21 protein-coding genes are annotated in these 19,644 nt (G+C 52.1%); 2 read left to right on the top strand and 19 right to left on the bottom strand.

Annotation, left to right across the window (positions count from 1 at the left end):
• Nucleotides 1-11: 11 nt before the first annotated feature.
• The 18 genes from cheZ to REH51_RS09575 form a co-directional block, all read right to left on the bottom strand.
• The gene (gene cheZ / locus REH51_RS09660) at nt 12-707 is read right to left on the bottom strand and encodes a protein phosphatase CheZ (RefSeq protein WP_009723960.1); all 696 of its coding nucleotides are present in this window, start codon (nt 705-707) and stop codon (nt 12-14) included.
• Between the two features lie 42 nt (nt 708-749).
• Nucleotides 750-1,139 carry a chemotaxis response regulator CheY gene (cheY, locus tag REH51_RS09655; protein ID WP_009097747.1) on the bottom strand — a complete coding sequence of 130 codons (390 nt, stop codon included), beginning with the start codon at nt 1,137-1,139 and terminating at the stop codon, nt 750-752.
• A gap of 48 nt (nt 1,140-1,187) precedes the next feature.
• Entirely contained in the window at nt 1,188-2,897 is a 1,710-nt protein-coding gene (locus REH51_RS09650) for a methyl-accepting chemotaxis protein (RefSeq protein WP_498935557.1), read from the bottom strand.
• A gap of 37 nt (nt 2,898-2,934) precedes the next feature.
• A complete protein-coding gene (locus tag REH51_RS09645; protein WP_498935556.1) occupies nt 2,935-3,996 on the bottom strand; it encodes a protein-glutamate methylesterase/protein-glutamine glutaminase in 1,062 nt (353 codons plus the stop codon).
• Between the two features lie 88 nt (nt 3,997-4,084).
• A complete protein-coding gene (locus tag REH51_RS09640; RefSeq protein ID WP_498935554.1) occupies nt 4,085-4,957 on the bottom strand; it encodes a CheR family methyltransferase in 873 nt (290 codons plus the stop codon).
• A complete protein-coding gene (locus tag REH51_RS09635; RefSeq protein ID WP_498935552.1) occupies nt 4,954-7,116 on the bottom strand; it encodes a methyl-accepting chemotaxis protein in 2,163 nt (720 codons plus the stop codon). The genes REH51_RS09640 and REH51_RS09635 overlap by 4 nt, the downstream gene beginning before the upstream one ends.
• Nucleotides 7,117-7,174: 58 nt before the next feature.
• Complete coding sequence (locus REH51_RS09630; protein WP_009723966.1) at nt 7,175-8,500, bottom strand: methyl-accepting chemotaxis protein; 1,326 nt, start codon at nt 8,498-8,500, stop codon at nt 7,175-7,177.
• 102 nt (nt 8,501-8,602) lie between these two features.
• A complete protein-coding gene (gene cheW / locus REH51_RS09625) occupies nt 8,603-9,103 on the bottom strand; it encodes a chemotaxis protein CheW (RefSeq protein ID WP_009723967.1) in 501 nt (166 codons plus the stop codon).
• Entirely contained in the window at nt 9,100-11,193 is a 2,094-nt protein-coding gene (cheA, locus tag REH51_RS09620; RefSeq protein ID WP_009723968.1) for a chemotaxis protein CheA, read from the bottom strand. Before cheA ends, cheW begins: the two co-directional genes overlap by 4 nt.
• 43 nt (nt 11,194-11,236) lie before the next feature.
• Nucleotides 11,237-12,157, bottom strand: coding sequence for a flagellar motor protein MotB (motB, locus tag REH51_RS09615; RefSeq protein ID WP_009723969.1), 921 nt, complete (start codon nt 12,155-12,157; stop codon nt 11,237-11,239).
• The gene (gene motA, locus REH51_RS09610; RefSeq protein ID WP_498935550.1) at nt 12,154-13,023 is read right to left on the bottom strand and encodes a flagellar motor stator protein MotA; all 870 of its coding nucleotides are present in this window, start codon (nt 13,021-13,023) and stop codon (nt 12,154-12,156) included. The genes motB and motA overlap by 4 nt, the downstream gene beginning before the upstream one ends.
• 228 nt (nt 13,024-13,251) lie before the next feature.
• The gene (flhC, locus tag REH51_RS09605) at nt 13,252-13,776 is read right to left on the bottom strand and encodes a flagellar transcriptional regulator FlhC (RefSeq protein ID WP_009723971.1); all 525 of its coding nucleotides are present in this window, start codon (nt 13,774-13,776) and stop codon (nt 13,252-13,254) included.
• Nucleotides 13,773-14,105 carry a flagellar transcriptional regulator FlhD gene (gene flhD, locus REH51_RS09600; protein WP_009723972.1) on the bottom strand — a complete coding sequence of 111 codons (333 nt, stop codon included), beginning with the start codon at nt 14,103-14,105 and terminating at the stop codon, nt 13,773-13,775. Before flhD ends, flhC begins: the two co-directional genes overlap by 4 nt.
• 104 nt (nt 14,106-14,209) lie before the next feature.
• Nucleotides 14,210-14,503: an EscU/YscU/HrcU family type III secretion system export apparatus switch protein gene (locus tag REH51_RS09595; protein WP_009723973.1), complete on the bottom strand. Its 294-nt coding sequence runs from the start codon at nt 14,501-14,503 to the stop codon at nt 14,210-14,212.
• The gene (fliK, locus tag REH51_RS09590; RefSeq protein WP_009723974.1) at nt 14,487-15,716 is read right to left on the bottom strand and encodes a flagellar hook-length control protein FliK; all 1,230 of its coding nucleotides are present in this window, start codon (nt 15,714-15,716) and stop codon (nt 14,487-14,489) included. The genes REH51_RS09595 and fliK overlap by 17 nt, the downstream gene beginning before the upstream one ends.
• Nucleotides 15,713-16,120 (bottom strand): flagellar protein FliT, encoded by a 408-nt coding sequence (fliT, locus tag REH51_RS09585; protein ID WP_009723975.1) that lies wholly within the window; start codon nt 16,118-16,120, stop codon nt 15,713-15,715. Before fliT ends, fliK begins: the two co-directional genes overlap by 4 nt.
• An 8-nt stretch (nt 16,121-16,128) precedes the next feature.
• Entirely contained in the window at nt 16,129-16,545 is a 417-nt protein-coding gene (fliS, locus tag REH51_RS09580) for a flagellar export chaperone FliS (RefSeq protein WP_009723976.1), read from the bottom strand.
• A gap of 196 nt (nt 16,546-16,741) precedes the next feature.
• Nucleotides 16,742-18,433, bottom strand: coding sequence for an HD domain-containing phosphohydrolase (locus REH51_RS09575; protein WP_498935548.1), 1,692 nt, complete (start codon nt 18,431-18,433; stop codon nt 16,742-16,744).
• Nucleotides 18,434-18,527: 94 nt separating this feature from the next.
• On the opposite strand from REH51_RS09575, the gene REH51_RS09570 reads away from it, so the two are divergent.
• Entirely contained in the window at nt 18,528-18,776 is a 249-nt protein-coding gene (locus tag REH51_RS09570) for a hypothetical protein (RefSeq protein WP_009723978.1), read from the top strand.
• Nucleotides 18,757-19,128 (top strand): flagellar protein FlaG, encoded by a 372-nt coding sequence (locus REH51_RS09565; protein WP_009723979.1) that lies wholly within the window; start codon nt 18,757-18,759, stop codon nt 19,126-19,128. The genes REH51_RS09570 and REH51_RS09565 overlap by 20 nt, the downstream gene beginning before the upstream one ends.
• 132 nt (nt 19,129-19,260) lie before the next feature.
• On the opposite strand, the gene fliE is transcribed toward REH51_RS09565, so the two are convergent.
• Nucleotides 19,261-19,587: a flagellar hook-basal body complex protein FliE gene (gene fliE / locus REH51_RS09560; protein ID WP_009723980.1), complete on the bottom strand. Its 327-nt coding sequence runs from the start codon at nt 19,585-19,587 to the stop codon at nt 19,261-19,263.
• Nucleotides 19,588-19,644: the final 57 nt, after the last annotated feature.

The raw sequence follows: 19,644 nt of genomic DNA, 5'->3' as shown, positions 1-19,644 counted from the left end.
ATAACAACGCATTAAAAGCCCAATTCGTCCAATAAGTCATCTACCTGATCCTGACCAGTAACAATATCAGGCGCATTGTCCTTAACCTGAGGGCCGTTCAACAGCTCTTCATTGCGACGTGCGTTGTCATTTTTCCACTGGTCTTCAGCCTTGCGCTGCATCGACTCTCGTACATGAGCCCCCGGCACATTATCGATCAGCACCTGCACCAACTGATGTTCAATTTCTCGGATGACATCCATCATCTTTTTGATGACTTGGCCGGTAAGATCTTGAAAATCCTGAGCCATCATAATATCGAGCAGCTCTTTGTTCGTCGCAGCAGCAATGGTTGGCACATCACTTAGATAGGTGCGTGTCTCTTTCACCAAGGCTTTGGCATCATCCAACTCTTTGGGCGCTTCAAACCATTCCGCCCAGCGCTTATCGAGCGCTTCAGCACGGTCAGAGAGCTGGTCTTGCAACGGCTGAGCGCGATCAATGGCGTTTAACGCACGCTCAGCCGCCTGCTCAGTCATGGTAGCGACGTAATGCAACCGATCACGCGCGTCAGGAATTGCTTCCGCTGCTTTTTCGATCTCTTTATCCAGGCCCAGCTCTCGCATGTTGTCGCGCAACATGCGGGTAAGTTTGCCGATGCGAAAGATCAGGTCTTCAGCAGCTTCTTCGGATAGCTGGGTAGCGCTATCCTGCTCATGCTGACTCATCGTGTTGTCTCCTCGTTAACCGAGCACTCAGGCGCAGCCGCTTCATTTACCCATCTTATCGAAGATTTTGTTCAGCTTCTCTTCGAGCGTGGCCGCAGTAAACGGCTTGACGACGTAGCCGTTAGCGCCCGCTTGGGCAGCTGCGATGATGTTCTCTTTTTTGGCTTCCGCGGTCACCATCAATACGGGTAACCCTTTCAGTGCTTCATCCTGGCGGATCTCTTTAAGCATTTCTAAGCCGTCTAGGTTAGGCATATTCCAATCCGATACGACGAATTCAAAGTTACCCGCACGCAGCTTATTCAGGGCGTCCTGGCCATCTTCTGCTTCATCGACATTGGTAAAGCCTAGCTCTTTCAGCAAGCTGCGAACGATCCGACGCATAGTGGGAAAATCGTCAACTACCAGAAAACTCATGTTCTTATCGGCCATCGGTCATCCTCTCAATCAAATTATTTCTTAAAAGACAAGGTTCAAAAACTAGAACGCTTCCCACTCGTCGTGGTGGCTTGGCTCTGGGGTTCGGCGAGGGCTGGTCGCAGTGACTGCCTGCGGCCTAGCAGAGGGCACACTTGATGCTTGTGATACTTGGCTACTCGGTGGCAATGCTTGGCGTTGCGCCCCCTCTTGGCTACTCAACAAAGCAAAACCAGCCACTGCCTCTTCTAATTTATTTGCTTGCTCTTCAAGCGACATGGCCGCCGCGGAGGCTTCCTGAACCAGTGCCGCATTCTGCTGGGTCACTTCATCCATTTGCCCTACCGCTTGGCTTACCTGCTCAATGCCATCGCTCTGCTCCTGAGACGCAGCAGAAATCTCATCCATAATATCAGTTACCCGACGTACGGCCGTAACGACATCAGACATGGTGCTGCCCGCTTGCTCGACCAGAGTAGAGCCTTGCTTGATTTGTGCAACGGAGGCATCTATCAGCGTTTTGATCTCTTTAGCCGCATCAGCACTTCGGCTGGCTAGGTTGCGAACCTCACCTGCCACAACGGCAAAACCACGCCCTTGCTCGCCGGCGCGTGCCGCTTCTACCGAGGCATTGAGTGCCAAGATATTGGTTTGAAAGGCGATAGAGTCAATTACGCTGGTGATATCTGCCACTTTTTGGGAACTGGTAGAAATACCGTGCATGGTTTGCACTACCTGCTCGACCACTTGGCCACCTTGCTCGGCAGTAGTGGAAGCATCTGCTGCCCGCGTGCTTGCCTGACGTGCATTATCGGCATTTTGTTTCACCGTGGCTGTCATTTGCTCCATGCTGGCTGCCGTTTCTTCAATCGATGCGGCCTGCTGCTCAGTGCGTGATGACAAATCCGCATTGCCACTCGCTATCTCTCGGGTGCCGTGATGAATTTCACTGCTACCTTCACGAACCCGCGTCACAATCGCCGTAAGATTCTGCTGCATCATGCCCATCGCTGCAAAAAGCCGTCCTACTTCATTTTTACCTGATGCAGGAACAGGCTCCGTTAAATCAGCCTGGGAAATTTTGTCTAGCCGTCTTACCGCGTCATTCAACGGCGCGATAACCGTACGGCGTAGTGTCATATAAATGAACACTGTCACCAACAGCGCAATTGCCACAGCAAGTGCATTAATCCACATAAACACATCGCCTTGCGCCTCAGTCTCATTACGGATGTTCTCTACCCGTTGAAAACCATACTGCACGAAAGCCGTGACGCTATTGGATAAGCTGTCCAATGGCTCAATCAACTCTCCCCGAAGCCGATTGAAGGCATTGATGTCCATGGTTTCGAACGTAGCATGCTGCTGCTTGACCAAGGCCAACACTTCACGGAAGTCTTCTGTCAATGCCTCGCCCAGGGCTTCGCCTTGCGCCGTGCGTGGCGTCGCAGCAAAGCTTTCAAAGCGCTGCTCGGCGCGCTCAATTCGATCCAGAGCGATATCGACCTGCTCATTGGATTGACGGGGTTGGCCTACCATTAAAAAGTTGGATGCCGTTTCCATGGCCAGCATTGCCTGATTGAGCAACGAGTCAGCGCGATTAATCTCGTTGAGCTGACCATTACTGATAAGGCTATAGGTCGACAGGTTGGCCTGTGCATTACGATCTGCCATGAAACTAATGCCAGCTAACACTAATATCAGCATGACAAAGCTAGCCAGCGCGACAATAACCGCAGAGTGAATACTGATATGACGTAGTGAGCGTGTCATGTTTTTCTGTTCCCCTCATTTATAGCGTAATGGGGTGTTATACCCGCTGAGCACGCCCTGAAGCGGCAATTAAGGCCATCAAACGCGATGGAATATCATCTAAAGCCACCACCTCTACCGCTCCCCCTACTGCGATTGCTTCCCTTGGCATACCGAACACCACACAGCTTTCTTCGTTTTGCGCAATGTTAGCCGCACCGGCTTCGCGCATCTCTAGCAGCCCTGCGGCGCCATCCTTACCCATGCCGGTCAAAATCACGCCAATGGCGTTTTTACCCGCATGCTTAGAAGCAGAATGAAACAGCACATCAACAGAGGGACGGTGACGATTAACCGGTGGGCCATCATTTAAGCGTACGACGTAGTTGGCACCACTGCGGACAAGCTCTAGGTGTTGGTCGCCTGGGGCAATATAGGCATGGCCTGGCAGTACACGCTCGCCATCGGTGGCTTCTTTTACGCTAATTCGGCACAGCCGATCTAGCCGCTCGGCGAAGGAGCGCGTAAAACCACCGGGCATGTGCTGAGTAATCAAGATGGCCGGCGCGTTCGCCGGCAGTGGCTCGAGCACCGACCGAATCGCTTCTGTGCCGCCAGTAGAAGCGCCAATGATAATCAGCTTTTCACTAGACACCATGGGCGCTTTCAACTGTGTGGGCGGCGGCGCATTTTTATGGCGGGCTTGGCGCGGACGTGAGCGAGCAGCGGCGCGAATCTTGTCGGTAATTTCAGTCGCGTATTCCATCATGCCGCTACGAATACCCAAGCTGGGCTTGGCCACAAAATCCAATGCGCCTAACTCTAACGCACGCAGGGTAATCTCTGAGCCACTCTGGGTCAGCGATGACACCATGAGTACTGGCATGGGGCGAAGCCGCATTAACCGCTCAAGAAAATCAAGACCATCCATCCGCGGCATTTCCACATCCAGTGTCAGCACATCAGGATTGTGTTGTTTGATCAGATCCCTCGCGGCAATGGGGTCTGGCGCGACGGCGACGACTTCCATATCTGGCTGTGAGTTGATTATTTCAGTCAACAAGTCACGAATCAGCGCCGAATCATCGACGCACAACACTTTGATTTTGGCTGCGCTCAAAGCACGCCTCCTTTATACGGTAGCCACCTGTGTGCCAACCCACTCCGAATAAGGCAATTGCCAAAAGGAGTAAACGCACGTAACCGATTTATTTTTTTGCGAGGGTATAAACCGTTTGCCCGCGCAGCTTGAATGCATCGCTGATATACGAAAAATTTTCCGAGTGTCCCGCAAACAGTAACGCGTCCGGCTTCATCAGCGGAGCAAACCGTTTTAGAATCTTGGCTTGGGGATCTTTATCGAAATAAATCATAATATTGCGACAAAAAACGGCATCGAAAGGACCTTTTACCGACCACTGGGGTGCCAGCAAATTAAGCGGCACAAAGTCTACCAACGATGAAACTTCCGGCCTTATGCGTGCCAAACCTGCATGACCACCGGTGCCTTTCTGGAAAAACCGCTTAACCCGCCCTTCGTCTAATTTACGCACCTGCTCAAGCGGATAAATGCCTGCACGCGCTTTACTTAGTGCGTCGGTGTCAATATCGGTGGCAATGACCTTGGCCTGGGTGGCTTTAGGCCCCAACGTTTCTAACAACGTCATTGCAATCGAGTAAGGCTCTTCCCCCGTGGACGCTGCCGAACACCAAATAGTGATAGGACTTTGCTGTTTCTTGATGTGCTCAGCTAATAGCGGAAAGTGATGCGCCTCACGAAAAAAAGCGGTGAGGTTGGTGGTTAACGCATTGGTAAACGCCTCCCACTCTTTAGCGTCCGGCTGTCGCTCCAGCCGCGACAGATAGTCGGTAAAACGAGTAATACCATAGTGACGCAAACGCTTCGCTAAGCGGCTGTAGACCATTTCACGTTTATGCTCAGCAAGTACTATTCCGGCGCGCTGGTAAATCAATTCCCGTATACGCGCAAAGTCGGCATCGGTGAGCACAAGATCACGTTCGATCTGCCCCCCTGATGCCCACTGGCCGACATCAACTCCCCGCTCGCGTTGGTCGATCAAAATTCTTCCCACTCCTCTACTGAGGCCAGCTGCCGTGTAGTTGACGACGTAGGCGGTTTAGTTGGGCTGTCTGGGAGCTGAGCCCGCGCTCGATAGCCAGCAGGTGTGGGGCTAAGTGCCGTTGTTGGCGAGCTCTGATGATTCAAGCGAAACGCCTCAACAGACAGGGCTAATAAGCCCGCTTGTTGCTCTAATGCCACGGCGGCGCGTGCCGTTTCCTGAACGCGCGCGGCGTTCTGTTGAGTCGCTTGATCCATTTCGGCAACGGCTTTATTAACTTCTGCGATGCCATGACTCTGTTCTTCCGACGCTGACGAAATGTCGTGCATAATCTGCGTGACATTTCGCGCCGCATCGGCAACTTCACTAATCGCTACTTCGGCTTTTTTGACCAGCCCAGCGCCAACATTGACTTCTTGATTAGAACCATCAATTAACACGCGAATCTCTTGAGAGGCGCTAGCGCTTCTTCCTGCCAATTTACGTACTTCTTCAGCAACCACCGCAAACCCGCGACCATGCTCTCCTGCCCTGGCAGCTTCTACCGATGCGTTGAGTGCCAGAATATTGGTTTGGAAAGCAATCGAGTCAATCACATTGATAATGTCAGTCATTTTTTGCGAACTTTGGGTAATTCGCTGCATATTCTCGACCAACTGCGACATGAGCTCTCCGGTCTGCGTCACTTGCTTAGCATTGTTATCGGCAAGACGACGCGCTTCTTGAGCGTTATCGCTGTTTTGACGCACGGTCGTTGTCATTTCTTCCATGCTGGATGCGGTTTGCTGTAGCGACGCTGCCTGTTGCTCGGTACGAGACGATAAGGCTTCGTTGCCAGTGGCAATATCCCGCGCGGCGGGAGTGACCACATTAATACCGCCTTTTACATCGCTAATAATGCTGCTCAAACTTTTCCGCATGGTATTCAGCGACTCCATCAGCATCCCAACTTCGTCACGCTGATGGGGAGGCACTTTTGCGGCTAGGTTTCCGCCCGCTATTTGCAAAGTAAAACGTGACGCACTTTTTAGCGGCCGAACAATGGAACGTAATGTCATTACCCCAAGCAGGATAAGCGCCAGCAGGCCGCCCCCCAGAACAGCGGCTTGAGCGCTAAGCATGCTGGCTTGACCTTGCTCGGCATCAGCAGCCATTGCTTCAGCGGCAGTCTGCTTTTGGGCGATGAGTTGGTTCACCATCGTCGAGAGTTCGCGCCCTTCGTTATTCATCACACTGATGACTGCGTCCAAACCGGTAAACACTTGATATGTGTCTTCTGCTTGCAAGACGGTTTCTGCTTGGAACATGCCGTTGTCTAAAAAGGTTTGCAGCTGAGCATTGAAGGAGGTGGCAAGCGCTGTCGTGTTGACGTCACGGGAGTAGTATTGCTGCCAAGCGGACTCAATTGTCGCCGCGCTATTGGCAATCATGTCACCCATCTCAAAGCGCTGTTGAATCAGCTCCATACGCTCTGGTTCAATCATGGCCTGACGTGTTTGCGCAATGGTCTGATCAATTTGCTGTAAGCGAATAACGTCTTGCAGGCCATCATTATTGAGCGCCGCAAGCCGGTCTCCCGCGACGTTAAGGCCATACAGTCCAAGGCCACCGCTCACCAGCAGCAGTGCACCAGCCATCACAATCATACCGACCAATTTAGCGCGTAGGGTATCCAGCCGTATCCGTTTTAAACGTTGAGTAAGACCTTTCTTGCGCAACCTACCCTTGTCTAGATACAGGTGCTTATTACGGCCTTCGCGAATCTCAGCGTAGGCCTGCTCCGCTTGTGCAATCGCGTCTCTGGATGCCTGCACCCTGACAGAGGCATAGCCAACGACGTGGTCGTCCTCAATAATCGGCGTTACGCTGGCACTTACCCAGTAGTGATCACCATTTTTACAGCGGTTTTTAACCAGCCCTCGCCATGTTTCACCGCTTTTCACGGTCTGCCACAGGTTTTCAAACGCCGCCGGCGGCATATCCGGGTGTCGAATCAAATTATGGGGCGCGCCTATCAGCTCTTCGTGCTGGAAACCACTTATCTGGATAAACGCAGGGTTTGCATAGGTAATGCGCCCTTTAAGATCCGTACGCGAAACGAGGAAATCATCACTCTGGAGTTCAATTTCACGCTGAGTGACTGGCTGGTTATTACGCATCCGCATACCTTATTTTTAGTATTGAAGCCGAGGAAGTCATGAGCCTAAACCGCAAGACTTAAAACGCTTCCCACTCATCGACTGTCGTGTTACGAGCGGGTATTTTTTTGGCCGCTGGAGTTTGGGCGGCAGGTACTTGCTGAAGAGCGCGGGGCCGCATGGCATAACCAGATTCCTGCTTCCCCTCTGCCAGTGCAGGCGTCACATGGAAACGCTCAACCGCTTCTCTAAGGCGCGCCGCTTCGCTTTCTAATTCATTGGCGCTGCGTGCTGCTTGTTGAACCAGTTGGGCATTTTGTTGAACAACCTGATCCATTTGGGCAACTGCTTGATTAACTTGCCCGATACCGTTGCTTTGCTCTTCAGAGGCGGCCGCAATCTCATCCATAATATCGTTGACCCGCTGCACAGCGGCGACAAGATCCTGCATGGTTTTTCCCGCATGATTCACCCGCTGGGTGCCCGCGTCCACTTTGCCAAGCGATGCATCGATCAGCGTGCGAATTTCTTTGGCAGCATTAGCACTGCGGCTAGCGAGACTGCGAACTTCCTGCGCTACCACGGCAAACCCTTTGCCATGCTCGCCAGCACGGGCGGCTTCTACCGACGCGTTTAAGGCGAGAATATTGGTTTGAAAAGCAATGTTATCGATCACCGTAATAATGTCGGCAACTTGGTGGGAACTCGCGCTAATGTCCTGCATGGTTTCAACAATATTGGCAACTTCTTCGCCGCTGCGTCTGGCGGTTAGCGTTACCTCATTGGCGAGCTGACTGGCTTGTAGTGCATTGTCTGCGTTGTGCCCAACGGTAGAGGCTAACTGCTCCATGCTCGAGGCCGTCTCTTCTAGAGAAGAGGCCTGCTGCTCGGTACGTGAGGAGAGGTCGTTATTGCCACTGGCAATATGCTGAGAGCGCTCAAAAATTGACGCGCCGCTTTGGCGTACCACGCCAACGGTTTCAGACAGTGAAGACTGCATGTGCGCCATCGCTGTGTACAGCCTGCCAATTTCATTATTACCAGGCGATGTAATTTGCTGGCTTAGGTCGCCTTGGGCCATTTTCTCAAAGTAACCGACCAGACGATCCAGGGGACGCAGCACATTAACGGTCACACCCCACACCACCACCGCGACCGTTACGCCGGTCATGATGACCACGCCAATCAGCACCCAGCGAATGCGTGTAGCAAACTCACTGAACGCCGCTTGCTGCGCCTGCAAATCACTCGACGCCTGCACAATAGCAGCACCGTGGTGGAGCGCATAAAGACCTATACCGCAGGCCACCACGACCAAGATCGAAAAAGTGGCTAATACCAGCCCCCAACTAAGACGCACGGTCATATTGCTCATCATTTGACGCAGTAGCGGTGTCACACGCATTACTCCAAATACAACCGTAGTGGCCGATGCTATCCGTAGCACCAGAGAGGGCTGTTTTTTTGGCTTAAGAAGGCACTCTCCCTGTGCCCAGTCACAAAGGGATTAGCGGGTGCTGGTGCTATCGACTAAAGCCATTTCTTCGCTGGTCAGCAGCTTATCGATATCAACTAACACCAGCATGCGGTCTTCAAGGCTGCCTAATCCGCTCAAGAAATCGGAGGAGAGCGTGACACCAAATTCAGGCGCTGGCTTTATTTGCTCGGGAGTTAATGTCATGACATCGGAAACGCCGTCCACAACAATACCAACCACGCGGTCGGCGACGTTGACCACGATGACAACGGTCTGGCCACCATACTCCACGCTGTCCAAGTGGAACTTAATGCGCAGATCGACAATAGGCACAATGACGCCGCGCAGATTGGTCACCCCTTTAATAAAGTCAGGGGCATTGGCAATACGCGTGACGTTTTCATAGCCGCGTATTTCCTGAACCTTAAGGATATCAATGGCATACTCTTCTTCTCCCAAAGAGAACACCAAAAATTCGCGATTATCGGCTTCTGCGGCGGACAAAACCGCTCCATTGTTTGCCTGGCTCATGACGGCTCGGCCTCCTGGTAATAAGAGAGATGTGGATAATTCACCTGTTTTCCGGCTTCTTTCTTGGCGCGGCTTAACCGGTGTAAACCTGTAATGTCTAAAATTAGCGCGACGCTACCATCACCAAGGATAGTGGCCGCCGAAACGCCCGGCACTTTGCGATAATTATCTTCTAAGTTTTTTACAACCACCTGCTGCTGGCCAATCAACTCATCAACCAACATGGCATAACGACGCCCCTCACCCTGAACAATCACGGCAATGCTTTTGGTCGGGTCGGTAATGGCATTTTCCACATCCAGTACTTCATGGATCGCGATGACCGGAAGGTACTCATCACGCACCTTAAGCACCACATCATCTCCCGCCATGGCATACATATCGCCTTTGGCTGGCTGCAACGACTCAAGTACCGTGGAAAGCGGCAAAATAAAGGTTTCGCCGCCCACTTTGATCGACATACCGTCGAGAATGGCAAGTGTCAGCGGCAACACAATGCGCGTGTTGGTCCCTTCACCTTTCTTAGATTGAATTTCAACCCGGCCACCCATGCCTTGAATATTTCGCTTTACAACATCCATGCCGACACCGCGGCCGGAAACGTCCGTAACTTCCTTTGCCGTGGAGAAGCCCGGCGCAAAAATCAGTTGGAAGACATCTTCGTCAGACATGTTGTCTGAAACGTTCAGGCCGTTTTCACGCGCCTTGGCCAACAGCCGGTCACGATCCATGCCCGCGCCGTCATCACGCACTTCAATCAGAATGTTGCCGCCCTGATGGCGTGCCGATAACACCAACTTGCCAACGCGGGGTTTACCTACCGCTTCGCGCTCATCCGGCATTTCGATGCCGTGATCCAAGCTGTTACGTACTAGGTGCGTTAGCGGGTCGGTAATGCGCTCAACCAGGCTTTTATCCAACTCGGTGGACTTACCTTCGGTAATGAGCTCGATTTCTTTGCCCAATTTACCGGCGGTATCGCGCACAACGCGGGGGAATCGGCTAAACACAAATTCCATCGGAATCATGCGGATTGACATCACCGCTTCTTGAAGATCTCGTGCGTTACGCTGCAGCAGGCTCATGCCGTTTTGTAGCGAACTGTTGCCAACGGATTGATCTCCGAGGTCACTGACCGTTTGGTCCAGCATCGACTGAGTAATAATCAGCTCGCCAACCAAATTGATGATTTGGTCGACTTTATCTACCGACACACGGATCGAGGCTGACTCAGCGGCCGCTTTTTTAGGGGCGGATTTCGCTGGCTTTTCTGGCGAAGGTGCTTTGTCAGCAGATTTAGCCGCCGCTGGCACCGGAGACTCAACAACGTCTGCGGGCACGTCTTTTGCCAGCGCTGGCGCGTCTAACTCAGGGCTAGTGATTTCGTCTTTTACAACCTCGACCACGCTAATTTCGATCTGCTCAGGCTCAATAATGAAGCACATCACCGCTTCAATATCGTCAGCACTAACGTCACCTGTCAGCGTTACTTCGTAACGTTTTTCATCACCCGAGTGGGACTGGACATCGCCCAGTTGCTCCAGCTCTTCAACCAGCAGCGTGCGATCTTTTTCGCTAACGTTAACTAGCGCAACCAGCAGTTGTCGCTCGCTCAGCGAGGAGGAATCAGCAGCCTCAGCGCTGACTGACGCTTTTTTTTCAACAGTTGGTGCAGGGACAGCGGGCGCATCCAGCGTCTGACCAATTTCTTCTAGCGCGATCTGCTGGAGTGTATGGCAAATTCGCTCGTAAGCTTCTTGGTTGGGCTCTTCCTCGTTGCGATAGGCATCGAGTTGCTCATGCATGATGTCTTTTGCCTCTAAAAAGGTATCAACGAGGTCAGCACGCAGCGTCAACTCACCTTTGCGTGCGTGATCTAACAGATTTTCAAAGATGTGCGTGGTTTTCTGCAACACACTAAAGCCGAAGGTACCTGCGCCGCCTTTTATTGAGTGGGCGGCACGGAAGATAGCGTTTAACTGCTCGCTATCCGGATCATCGACATCCAGTTCCAGCAGATGCTGCTCCATATCGGCCAGCAGCTCTTCAGCCTCTTCAAAAAAGGTGTCAAAAAAATCCGCTATATCCATGCACCGCTCCACATAAACGTCTTAGTGTTGTGATAAGCCCTGCTCATTCGTTTTCATCGCTCTGTGGCGTGCTTTGTGGCAACGCCTCTACAGGCGCATCTTCATCGGGCAATGGGTTATCAAGCCCCATAACGCCTGGGTTACGAATCGTCTCAGCGATTTCTGGCAATAAGACGACGAGCTCAATGCGGCGATTAACCGGGTCTGTCGGCGCAGTGTCAGGCAACCTGACACGATCGGCAAAGCCCGATACGCGTAGCAGTTGATCTGGATCAAGCCCGCCAGCCACTAATTCACGCCGAGAGGCACTTGCTCGGTCGTTGGAAAGTTCCCAGTTACTGTAGCCTCGATAACCGCCTGCATAGGGCACGCTATCGGTATGGCCGCTGATGCTTAAGTCATTGGGCAATTCGTTGAGTAGTGGTGCTATCGTACGTAACAGGTTGCGCATGTAGGGGGCTACTTGATCGCGGCCTAACTCAAACATGGGACGCTGTTCCGTATCGAGCAGCTGAATACGCAGCCCTTCGCGGGTTAAATCAAAGCGCATTTGACTGCGCAGTTGGCGCAGCTCTGGGTCTTGCTCGATGGCTCGCTCAATGCGCTCTTGCAAATCGTTAAAGAAACGCCGCTCCTGAGCGCTGGGGCGGCTATATTGAAGCACATCAATCCGGGCACGTTCGCCATCACTGTGGGTAGGATCTGGGCCACCACCTGGAATCACCTGGGTGCTTCCAGATCGGTCACCACTGGTCATTGCCGTTATCAACGGCGTGCTGAAGTACTCCGCAACACTGCGCCGGGTTTCATCGTCAGAAACACTTAAAATCCACATCACTAGAAACAGCGCCATCAGGGCCGTCATGAAGTCGGCAAGGGCAATCTTCCACGCACCGCCATGGTGGGCATGCACCACTTTTTTGCGCCGAATAACAATCGGACGCTTATCGCCCCCCTTACTCATGCATTACCGCCCTTTTTGGCGTCGCGAACATACTCTTCAAGTTCTGTGAAGCTTGGACGCTCGGTGCTATGTAATGCTTTACGACCAAATTCAACGGCTAGCTGGGGAGCATAACCATGCAGGCTAGCTAGCAGCGTGACACGGATGCATTGCAACATTTTCTCGGCTTCTTTGGCTTGCCGTTCGGCATAGCTTGCGATGGGGCTAATAAATCCATAGCCCATCAAAATACCCAGAAAGGTACCCACTAACGCCATCGCAATCATTTGTCCCATTTGTTCAGGGCTGGCGTCCGCGTAAGTCAGCGCTTTAATACCCCCCATTACCGCCGCTACGATACCGAACGCAGGCATTGCATCACCTACTTTGGCAATCGCATCAATGGGAATATGAGCTTCTTGCTCAAATACTTCGATTTCGTGAAGCATTAACTCATCGATTTCCATTGGCTCCATGCCACCGCTCACCATCAGCCGAAGATAATCGGTTAGAAAATCCATAATATGGGGGTCTGCAAGCACCGAGGGGTGCTCTTGGAACAGCGGGCTTTCCTGAGGGTTGTCAATGTCGCGCTCAATTCCCAACATTCCCTCACGGCGTACTTTAGAGAGAATCTTGTATTGCAACGCCATTAACTCCATGTATAAGGCTTTATTATATTTTTTGGTTCGTTTGAGCCTGGGAAGTATTTTAAACGTGGCTTTAATCGCTTTGCCGTTGTTTGCGGCAATGAAAGCGCCAACGCCTGCACCGCCAATAATCAGCAGCTCCAGGGGTTGATACAGGGGGCCCAAGCTACCGCCTGCCATCACATAACCGCCAAAGACAGATAGCAGTACGACCAAATAACCCAGAGGAATCAGCACAAGCAGTGTCCTTGCGATATCAGTTTTTATATCAAGGGAACGCTATTCCCGTGTTTCAAAAAGAAGACACAGAAAAGTCCCGCTCCACGCGTTTCTTAGCCATAGCATACGCAGGCGTAGGCAATTTTAATGAAAAAGTACCAACCCCTTTTGGTGCTATCTATGCGTTAAAGGCGCATTTTATTGGTTATATGCTTACCCACTGCGAGCGTGAGAATGGTTTATCTTTCAACACCGCGCTTTACGTGTTTTCCCGGCTCGCGAGGGTGGCTGGCAAATACCGCAAACATAATCATGGGCTGGGCTGTGTGCATGGGCGACAAAGTGTCCTTCACAACGTGTACACGTATTGAGCTGCAGTAGATCACTTTCAAAAAACCGTACCAGTGTCCACGCACGAGTAAGCCCCAGCACCGGCTCAACGCTTTCAAGATTTATCTGCTCTTCATACAGACGGTAAGCTTTAACAAAGGCGTCAATACGCTCGCAGCAGGTATTTTTTTGTACGCTGTTATAAATGTTATAAAACAGCGACGAATGCACGTTTGGCAGCCACGTTACGAACCAGTCCGCTGAAAAGGGCAGCATGCCCTTAGGTGGCGACATCCCACGCACTTCCTTGTACAACTTAATCAAACGTGTGCGACTTAGGTCTGTCTCTGTCTCTAAAACTTGTAAACGTGCACCTAATTCAATTAGCTCTATGGCCAGTTGTACTTGGTGCATTTCATCAACCAAGCTCTTCTGGCTCACTCTGATTCTCCTACTGGTAACACCTCAAATTCTTCGCAGGCTGACAACAATGAGGCATGCAACCCTGAAAGCCCTTGATCCCGAGGATTCTGGGTAATTTTGCGCAGCTGGTGGACGCTCGTTTGGCTAAGCCTGCATATCAGCTGGTTATTGCGTGCCAATTTTGTCAGTTGCCGGGCATTTAGAGACACCAGCAGGTCGGCAAGCTCGCTGTCTACTTTTAAGCGAAACATCGCCGCCTCACGGTCTTCGACCAATAGACGCTGCGCAAGAAGTAAATACGCTAAGTTAATTTCTTGAATTTCATCGAGAAAGCTTGTTTGACTCATAGTGTTCCATCGAACGACATGGGCGTTTCATTATGACTTTATACTGACGCCTTAAATGGTTTTTTCCTTACTCGGCACATGGTTGCATACAACGTTTGTATTGGCTACCGACGCTCTTGACGAGGAGTTAACCCTTCTTCAGATAACTCAAATACCCATACAAGAAGCTCCGCAACCACCTGATATAAACTTGCGGGGATCTCGGCATCGAGATCTAACTGCATCAGCAGTGCCACAAGCTCAGGTGCATCGTGCACATAAATTCCTTGGCGCTGAGCCTCTGCCATAATCCGTTCCGCCAACTCACCGTAACCTTTAGCGATTACCCGCGGCGCTTGATCTTTATCTTGATAGGCTAGTGCGACGGCTTGACGTCGATGCTCACCCGAGGTCGCCATCATGGCTCTCCAAAGTGGCGTAGTGCGCTTTCACCTGAACACTGCGAAAATCTAACGCCTGCAGGCGATTTTCTAAACGCTCAAGCCCCTGCTGCAGGGACTGGTACGTCGAAGCAGTATCCGTTGTCAGATCGATGCTTAACACCGACTGGTAAAGCCTGAGCGACGCACTAAACGCCCCCAGATTAGGCACGTCGAGCTGCATATCTGACTGCCAGCCATCATCACCGCCTGCCTCTTGCTCGGTGCTTTCTCGCTCATCCTCCCGGGTTGGCATATGAATGACTAATGCCATGAAAATACCGGCCCAAACATCACCTTCCCAGCGGATAGTCGGCATCACAAGCATATCAAGTTGCTGACGTACTAGGCTCTGCAAACTTTCATGCACAATCTCACGGCCAGCACGCACTAGCGAACTATCTTCTATTATCCGCGCACTTGCCATATCAATACTAGCAGAAGCGCTCACCGAAACAGTGGCAGGCACACTGTCACGCTGCACGCCCACTGGCAGCCTGCTATCCATTGGCATAGGTACGGCAGATCGCATCAAGCCAGCTTGATCACTTGCAACCGGTAACAGCAGCGAGTTCGGCAGTATGGCAACGTTTGTATTACTCGCACCCAATGTGGCACTTGCCGCAAAAGGAGGCATTACAAACGTGGCAACACTGGCAGGCAGTATAGGTCGTGGGCCTGGCTGCATCTGCGGTTCTCGTAGCAATTGTTGCCGTGAAGACTCTCCTTGAAACCATCGCTTTAAATGAGATTCGTAAAACAGACCGCTATCACGGATGCTGCTTTCTAACCGATTCGCCAGCGCCGGGGCAGAGGCTATTTCCTGCCCCCCCATCAATGGCGCTTGAGGGCGTATCATCGCGGGCGGTGCGGGAAAACGCAGCAATACATCGGCGATGGTACGGGCAGCTGGGCTAAGGTGAGTTTGTGTCGAGCCTGGCGGTGCGTTGGCTGTGTCTCCCTTAGCGGGCAGCCGTTGCCCATCAAGCGAGGAGGAAAGACGCCGAAGATCATCGAGTGGCGATGAGAGAGGGCGCCCATCCAGGCTTGAATCCCCTTGCAGCGCGCGCGGCCCCTCACCCGGAGGTATCGGCTGCACGGGCGCATTAAGCGGACGCTGGGACAACTCGCCGCCCTTGCGCCCAAGCACTTGGTGCATGAGCGTATCGATCAGTGGCGTAATGCCACTCACGTTAGCCCCTTCTCCTGGCCGCTATCGGAATCGAAGAGCGCAGTTTCACCTTGCTGAGGTGCATAAGCACGATGCAGACTTCGCTGGCGTTGAGAAACACCTATCAACTTGCCTAGCTCATCCCGCCTAGCCACCAAACGACGGCGAATTTCAACATCATGCTCGAGAATGCTCTCCAGCAACTCTGCCTTTCGCTTCCGGGCATCATCATCAAGCACGGTCTCGCTATCGCGCTTACGCAGCGCTTCAACCGACATCACGTAGTGGGTACGCTGCTCTATAAGCTCTGCCCACTGCTCCGCATTCGCGAGCTCGTGCATTTGTGTCACACAGGTGAGTAGCTTGGCATACGCATCAATGAGCGCTTGCTGGGCGTTTTCACGAGCAGTTTCAGAAGCCGACATGCTTTGCCTCACGCACTTTGCTGTTGACCGATTTCACGCCATGCAGAGGCGATATCTTCAAGCAAACGTTCTGCTTGGTTGAGGCTGTCTTCATCGTTTCGAAGGTTAGCGGCTAACAATAAGCGGGAAATGTAGTCATAGAGAGAAGCAAGGCGCTCAGCAATATCACCACCCTTCTCTTGATCCAGCGAGGCCGTCAGGCCGTTATTGATAATGTCCAACGCCTTGGAAATCGACTTTCCTTTTTCAGCCGTGTGGCCTGCCTGCATATGAATACGCGCCGCACGGATGGACGCTTGAGCACCATCAAACAGCATTACGATGAGCTGATGGGGATCAGCTGACATAACGCCGCTTTCCACGCCAACGCGGGCGTAGGCCTTGGCACCTCGGCCATAAGCGGCGCCACCGCGAGAGTATGTCATAAGCGGGCTCTCCTTTATTAATGTGAACAACAGCCACACAATCAACGGCTCACGCTGTTTCTCGCTAGCTATTTAACGTTCAAAATCGAGCTTATTTACTCGGCTATAAATGTTATCGGCGTCTGACCAATAGACTTTAATGTTTACCTTACTTTTCGCTCAGAAAGTTTCGCCCTCTTTGCCAAGCGGTCAACAGCTACGTCGACACCGCCACTTCACGCGTTGGCTTACCCAATCTTTCCAGAACGTCCCCGCGCAGCGTATTGCCCAAGGTCTCGCGCATGGGCGACTCCGCCTGACGAGTCAGCGTCACTTCAGCCGGTGCGCCCTGCTCATCAAGGCGAACAATCCAAGCCATCTGTTCACTGGAAAAATGCACCAGCGACCCCACCGGCAGTGGTTTGAAATGCTCGATATAGCGCTTGGTCCAACGAGGATCAAATTGGTGAGGGTGACTCAGCAAATGACGATAAATTTGCTGAGCTGTTTTGGCAGGGCGGTCTGCTCGATCGCGCCGCATTGCTTCTACCACATCGACCACAGCACTCGCTTTCGCCAGTTCGTTAATATCACTGCCGGTTAGACCTTCAGGATAGCCGCTACCATCCAGCCGTTCATTAATCCCGCCAATTACCGCCTGGGCAACGGCAGCAGAAAGCCACTGGCAGTGCTGAAGGCGATCTAACAGCAACGACACATGCTCACTCATGGCTTGACGGTGGGGGGCTTCGAACTGTGGCGCCTTGAACAGTATTTGCGGAACGAGCGCTTTACCAAGATCGTGCACTAAACCACTCGCAACGATCGCTTTGCGTACGTCACCGGGCATATTTGCGCCGACCAGATCGAGCAAATGCACGGCCACTGCAATTCCATGGCGAACTAAAAGCGGCTCAGGCGACAGGCAGCGCGTAGCAAACAACAGCGCCTCACGGTCTTCCTCATGGAGCAACAAAAGACGGTCTGCATTACGTGATAGCTGGCGAGAATCGATATCGCTGCCTTGTTGCAACAGCAGCAGTTGAGCATCCAGGTAAGCCGCTATTTTCACCAAGCGCCGCGCCATTGGCGTTGCATATCGTCGAATATCACGCCGCCCGACATGCTCATTTCCTGTCGTGCGCTTGCCAGGTTGTTCAAATAGCGGCGATGGCTGACGATCATCTTGCGCTTCTTTTTTATAGCGAGCGGCTTCGCGCTCTATTTCGCAGACAAAATACCAAATTTGCCGCTCTTGCTCGGAAGTGCAATTCGCAAAACGAAAGCCTACGCGCAATAAATGTCGCTCAGGATCGGTTTTTTGATGGCGTGGCACTGCCTGCACTTCAAAATAGGTGCCATCTGGAAACGTAAAAGCAAGCGTTAGCGACAGGTCGGCTTCAGCTAACACGCCACTGGCGGTCAGCGGCAGCTCTATTTGGCAGCCATCTTGGGAAAGGTCGCGCAGCTCCCCGTGAACTCCTTCACCGCTTTCGCCACATATAGAGGCGGCCACAACCATACCTAAACGCAGTTCAGCGCGAAACGATTCACGGCGCTGGAGCACTTCCAGGGTAGCGGGATAGTCGCTACAGCATAAAAAACGCCCCCCAACATGGCGGGCTTCGGTTAACGATAGTAGCGGCGTGCGCACCACTTTGCCCTGGGACTGGCCGCGCAGGAAAAATGACTCCCCCTGCTGTAAACGACTTAACAGATGATCGACCGAAGATAAGTCCATCACTAACGTTTTGCCAGCGTACTGCTCCATTAACACGATAGGCTCTGGACGTGCTTCCGCGGAAGCCAAACAAAGCGACACGCCTCCCCCTTCGATCATGGTATTTAAAAGAGAGCTTACTGCCGTTGGGCTGGTAACACTTTCATATTCATCTTGTTGGACTGACATTCTCGTCTCGCTCACTACCACGTTGTTATGACGCCACGTTATTGCGCACCCACCAAAAGGCGACAGAGCATATCAGAACCCTCTAGGCTGCCGTATGCCCATTAAAGATCTAACGACCTATTTCATTTATTTATCGTCAATAAGCAACAACGATAAACCAGCAATGGCAGCCAGGATGGTCTGCAACCAAAGCCTGCGCTATGCAAAAAATAAAGTTCGTAGCGCGCCTGCCGATAGTAATAAAGAGGCCTATAGCTACGATCCGACGGCCTTGCCACCTTTTGCCACCCCGCCACGTGGCTTTCCTTTAAAGGATTATCCCTATGGGCCCACTGTTAATTGATGAGCTAGTCTCAATAGCAACAACTCCATATCAACCAGCTAATTTCCAACCAACAGCCAATCAACAAACATCGTCGAAGCAGACACCGGGTATTCCAGGCGTTGGCGGGGAGCAAGCTGAGCCTCGCAGCGTGAGCAAAGAATCACTTGCGGAGCCTATTCAGCGGATAAACGAAACATTTCGGCCACGAGGGTTAGAGTTTGCACTGAGTGAACAATCTGGGCGCGTTATCACGAAAGTCATCGACCGCGAAACCGGTGATGTTATTCGCCAAATACCGGCCGAAGAGGTGCTGCTCGTCGCAGAGCGACTGGAAGAATTACAAGGGCGAATTATTTCTCTAGAAGCCTGACCTAGCGATAGGAGAGATTACTCCGCCACAGCCAGTGATCTCTCTTCCCTATGTCCCCAGCCGATTACACTACTCGTCTTTTTCATTAACACTTGTCATCGGCTTTTTTCGACGCCAACGAACAGGCGCTATCTAAACCTGCATATTCATCACGTCGCGATAGGCCGTTACCAAACGATTACGAACCTGTAGCCCCATCTGAAAAGCAACGCTCGCTTTCTGCATATCAACCATCACGTCACTCAACTCAACATTCGGCTCGCCTGCCTGAAAAGCCGTCGCCTTCGTGTTAGCGGCCTGCTGTAACCGATTGATACGTTGAATAGACGCCTGCAGCTCGCTGCCAAAACTGCCCTGCCCCACCGCGGTGGCAATATGTTCACCCTTAATAGGCTGGGCTGCCTGAGTGGCTAAACCTTGCATTTGCTGCAGCGCTGATTGTATGGCAGGGGAACTCATAAGCACGCCTCATCCGAAGGAAGGTGAAGTAATAACAAAAGCCTACCACTGGTAGCA

The sequence above is a fragment of the Halomonas bluephagenesis genome (assembly GCF_054790765.1).
This window is presented reverse-complemented; position numbering and strand designations above follow the sequence as displayed.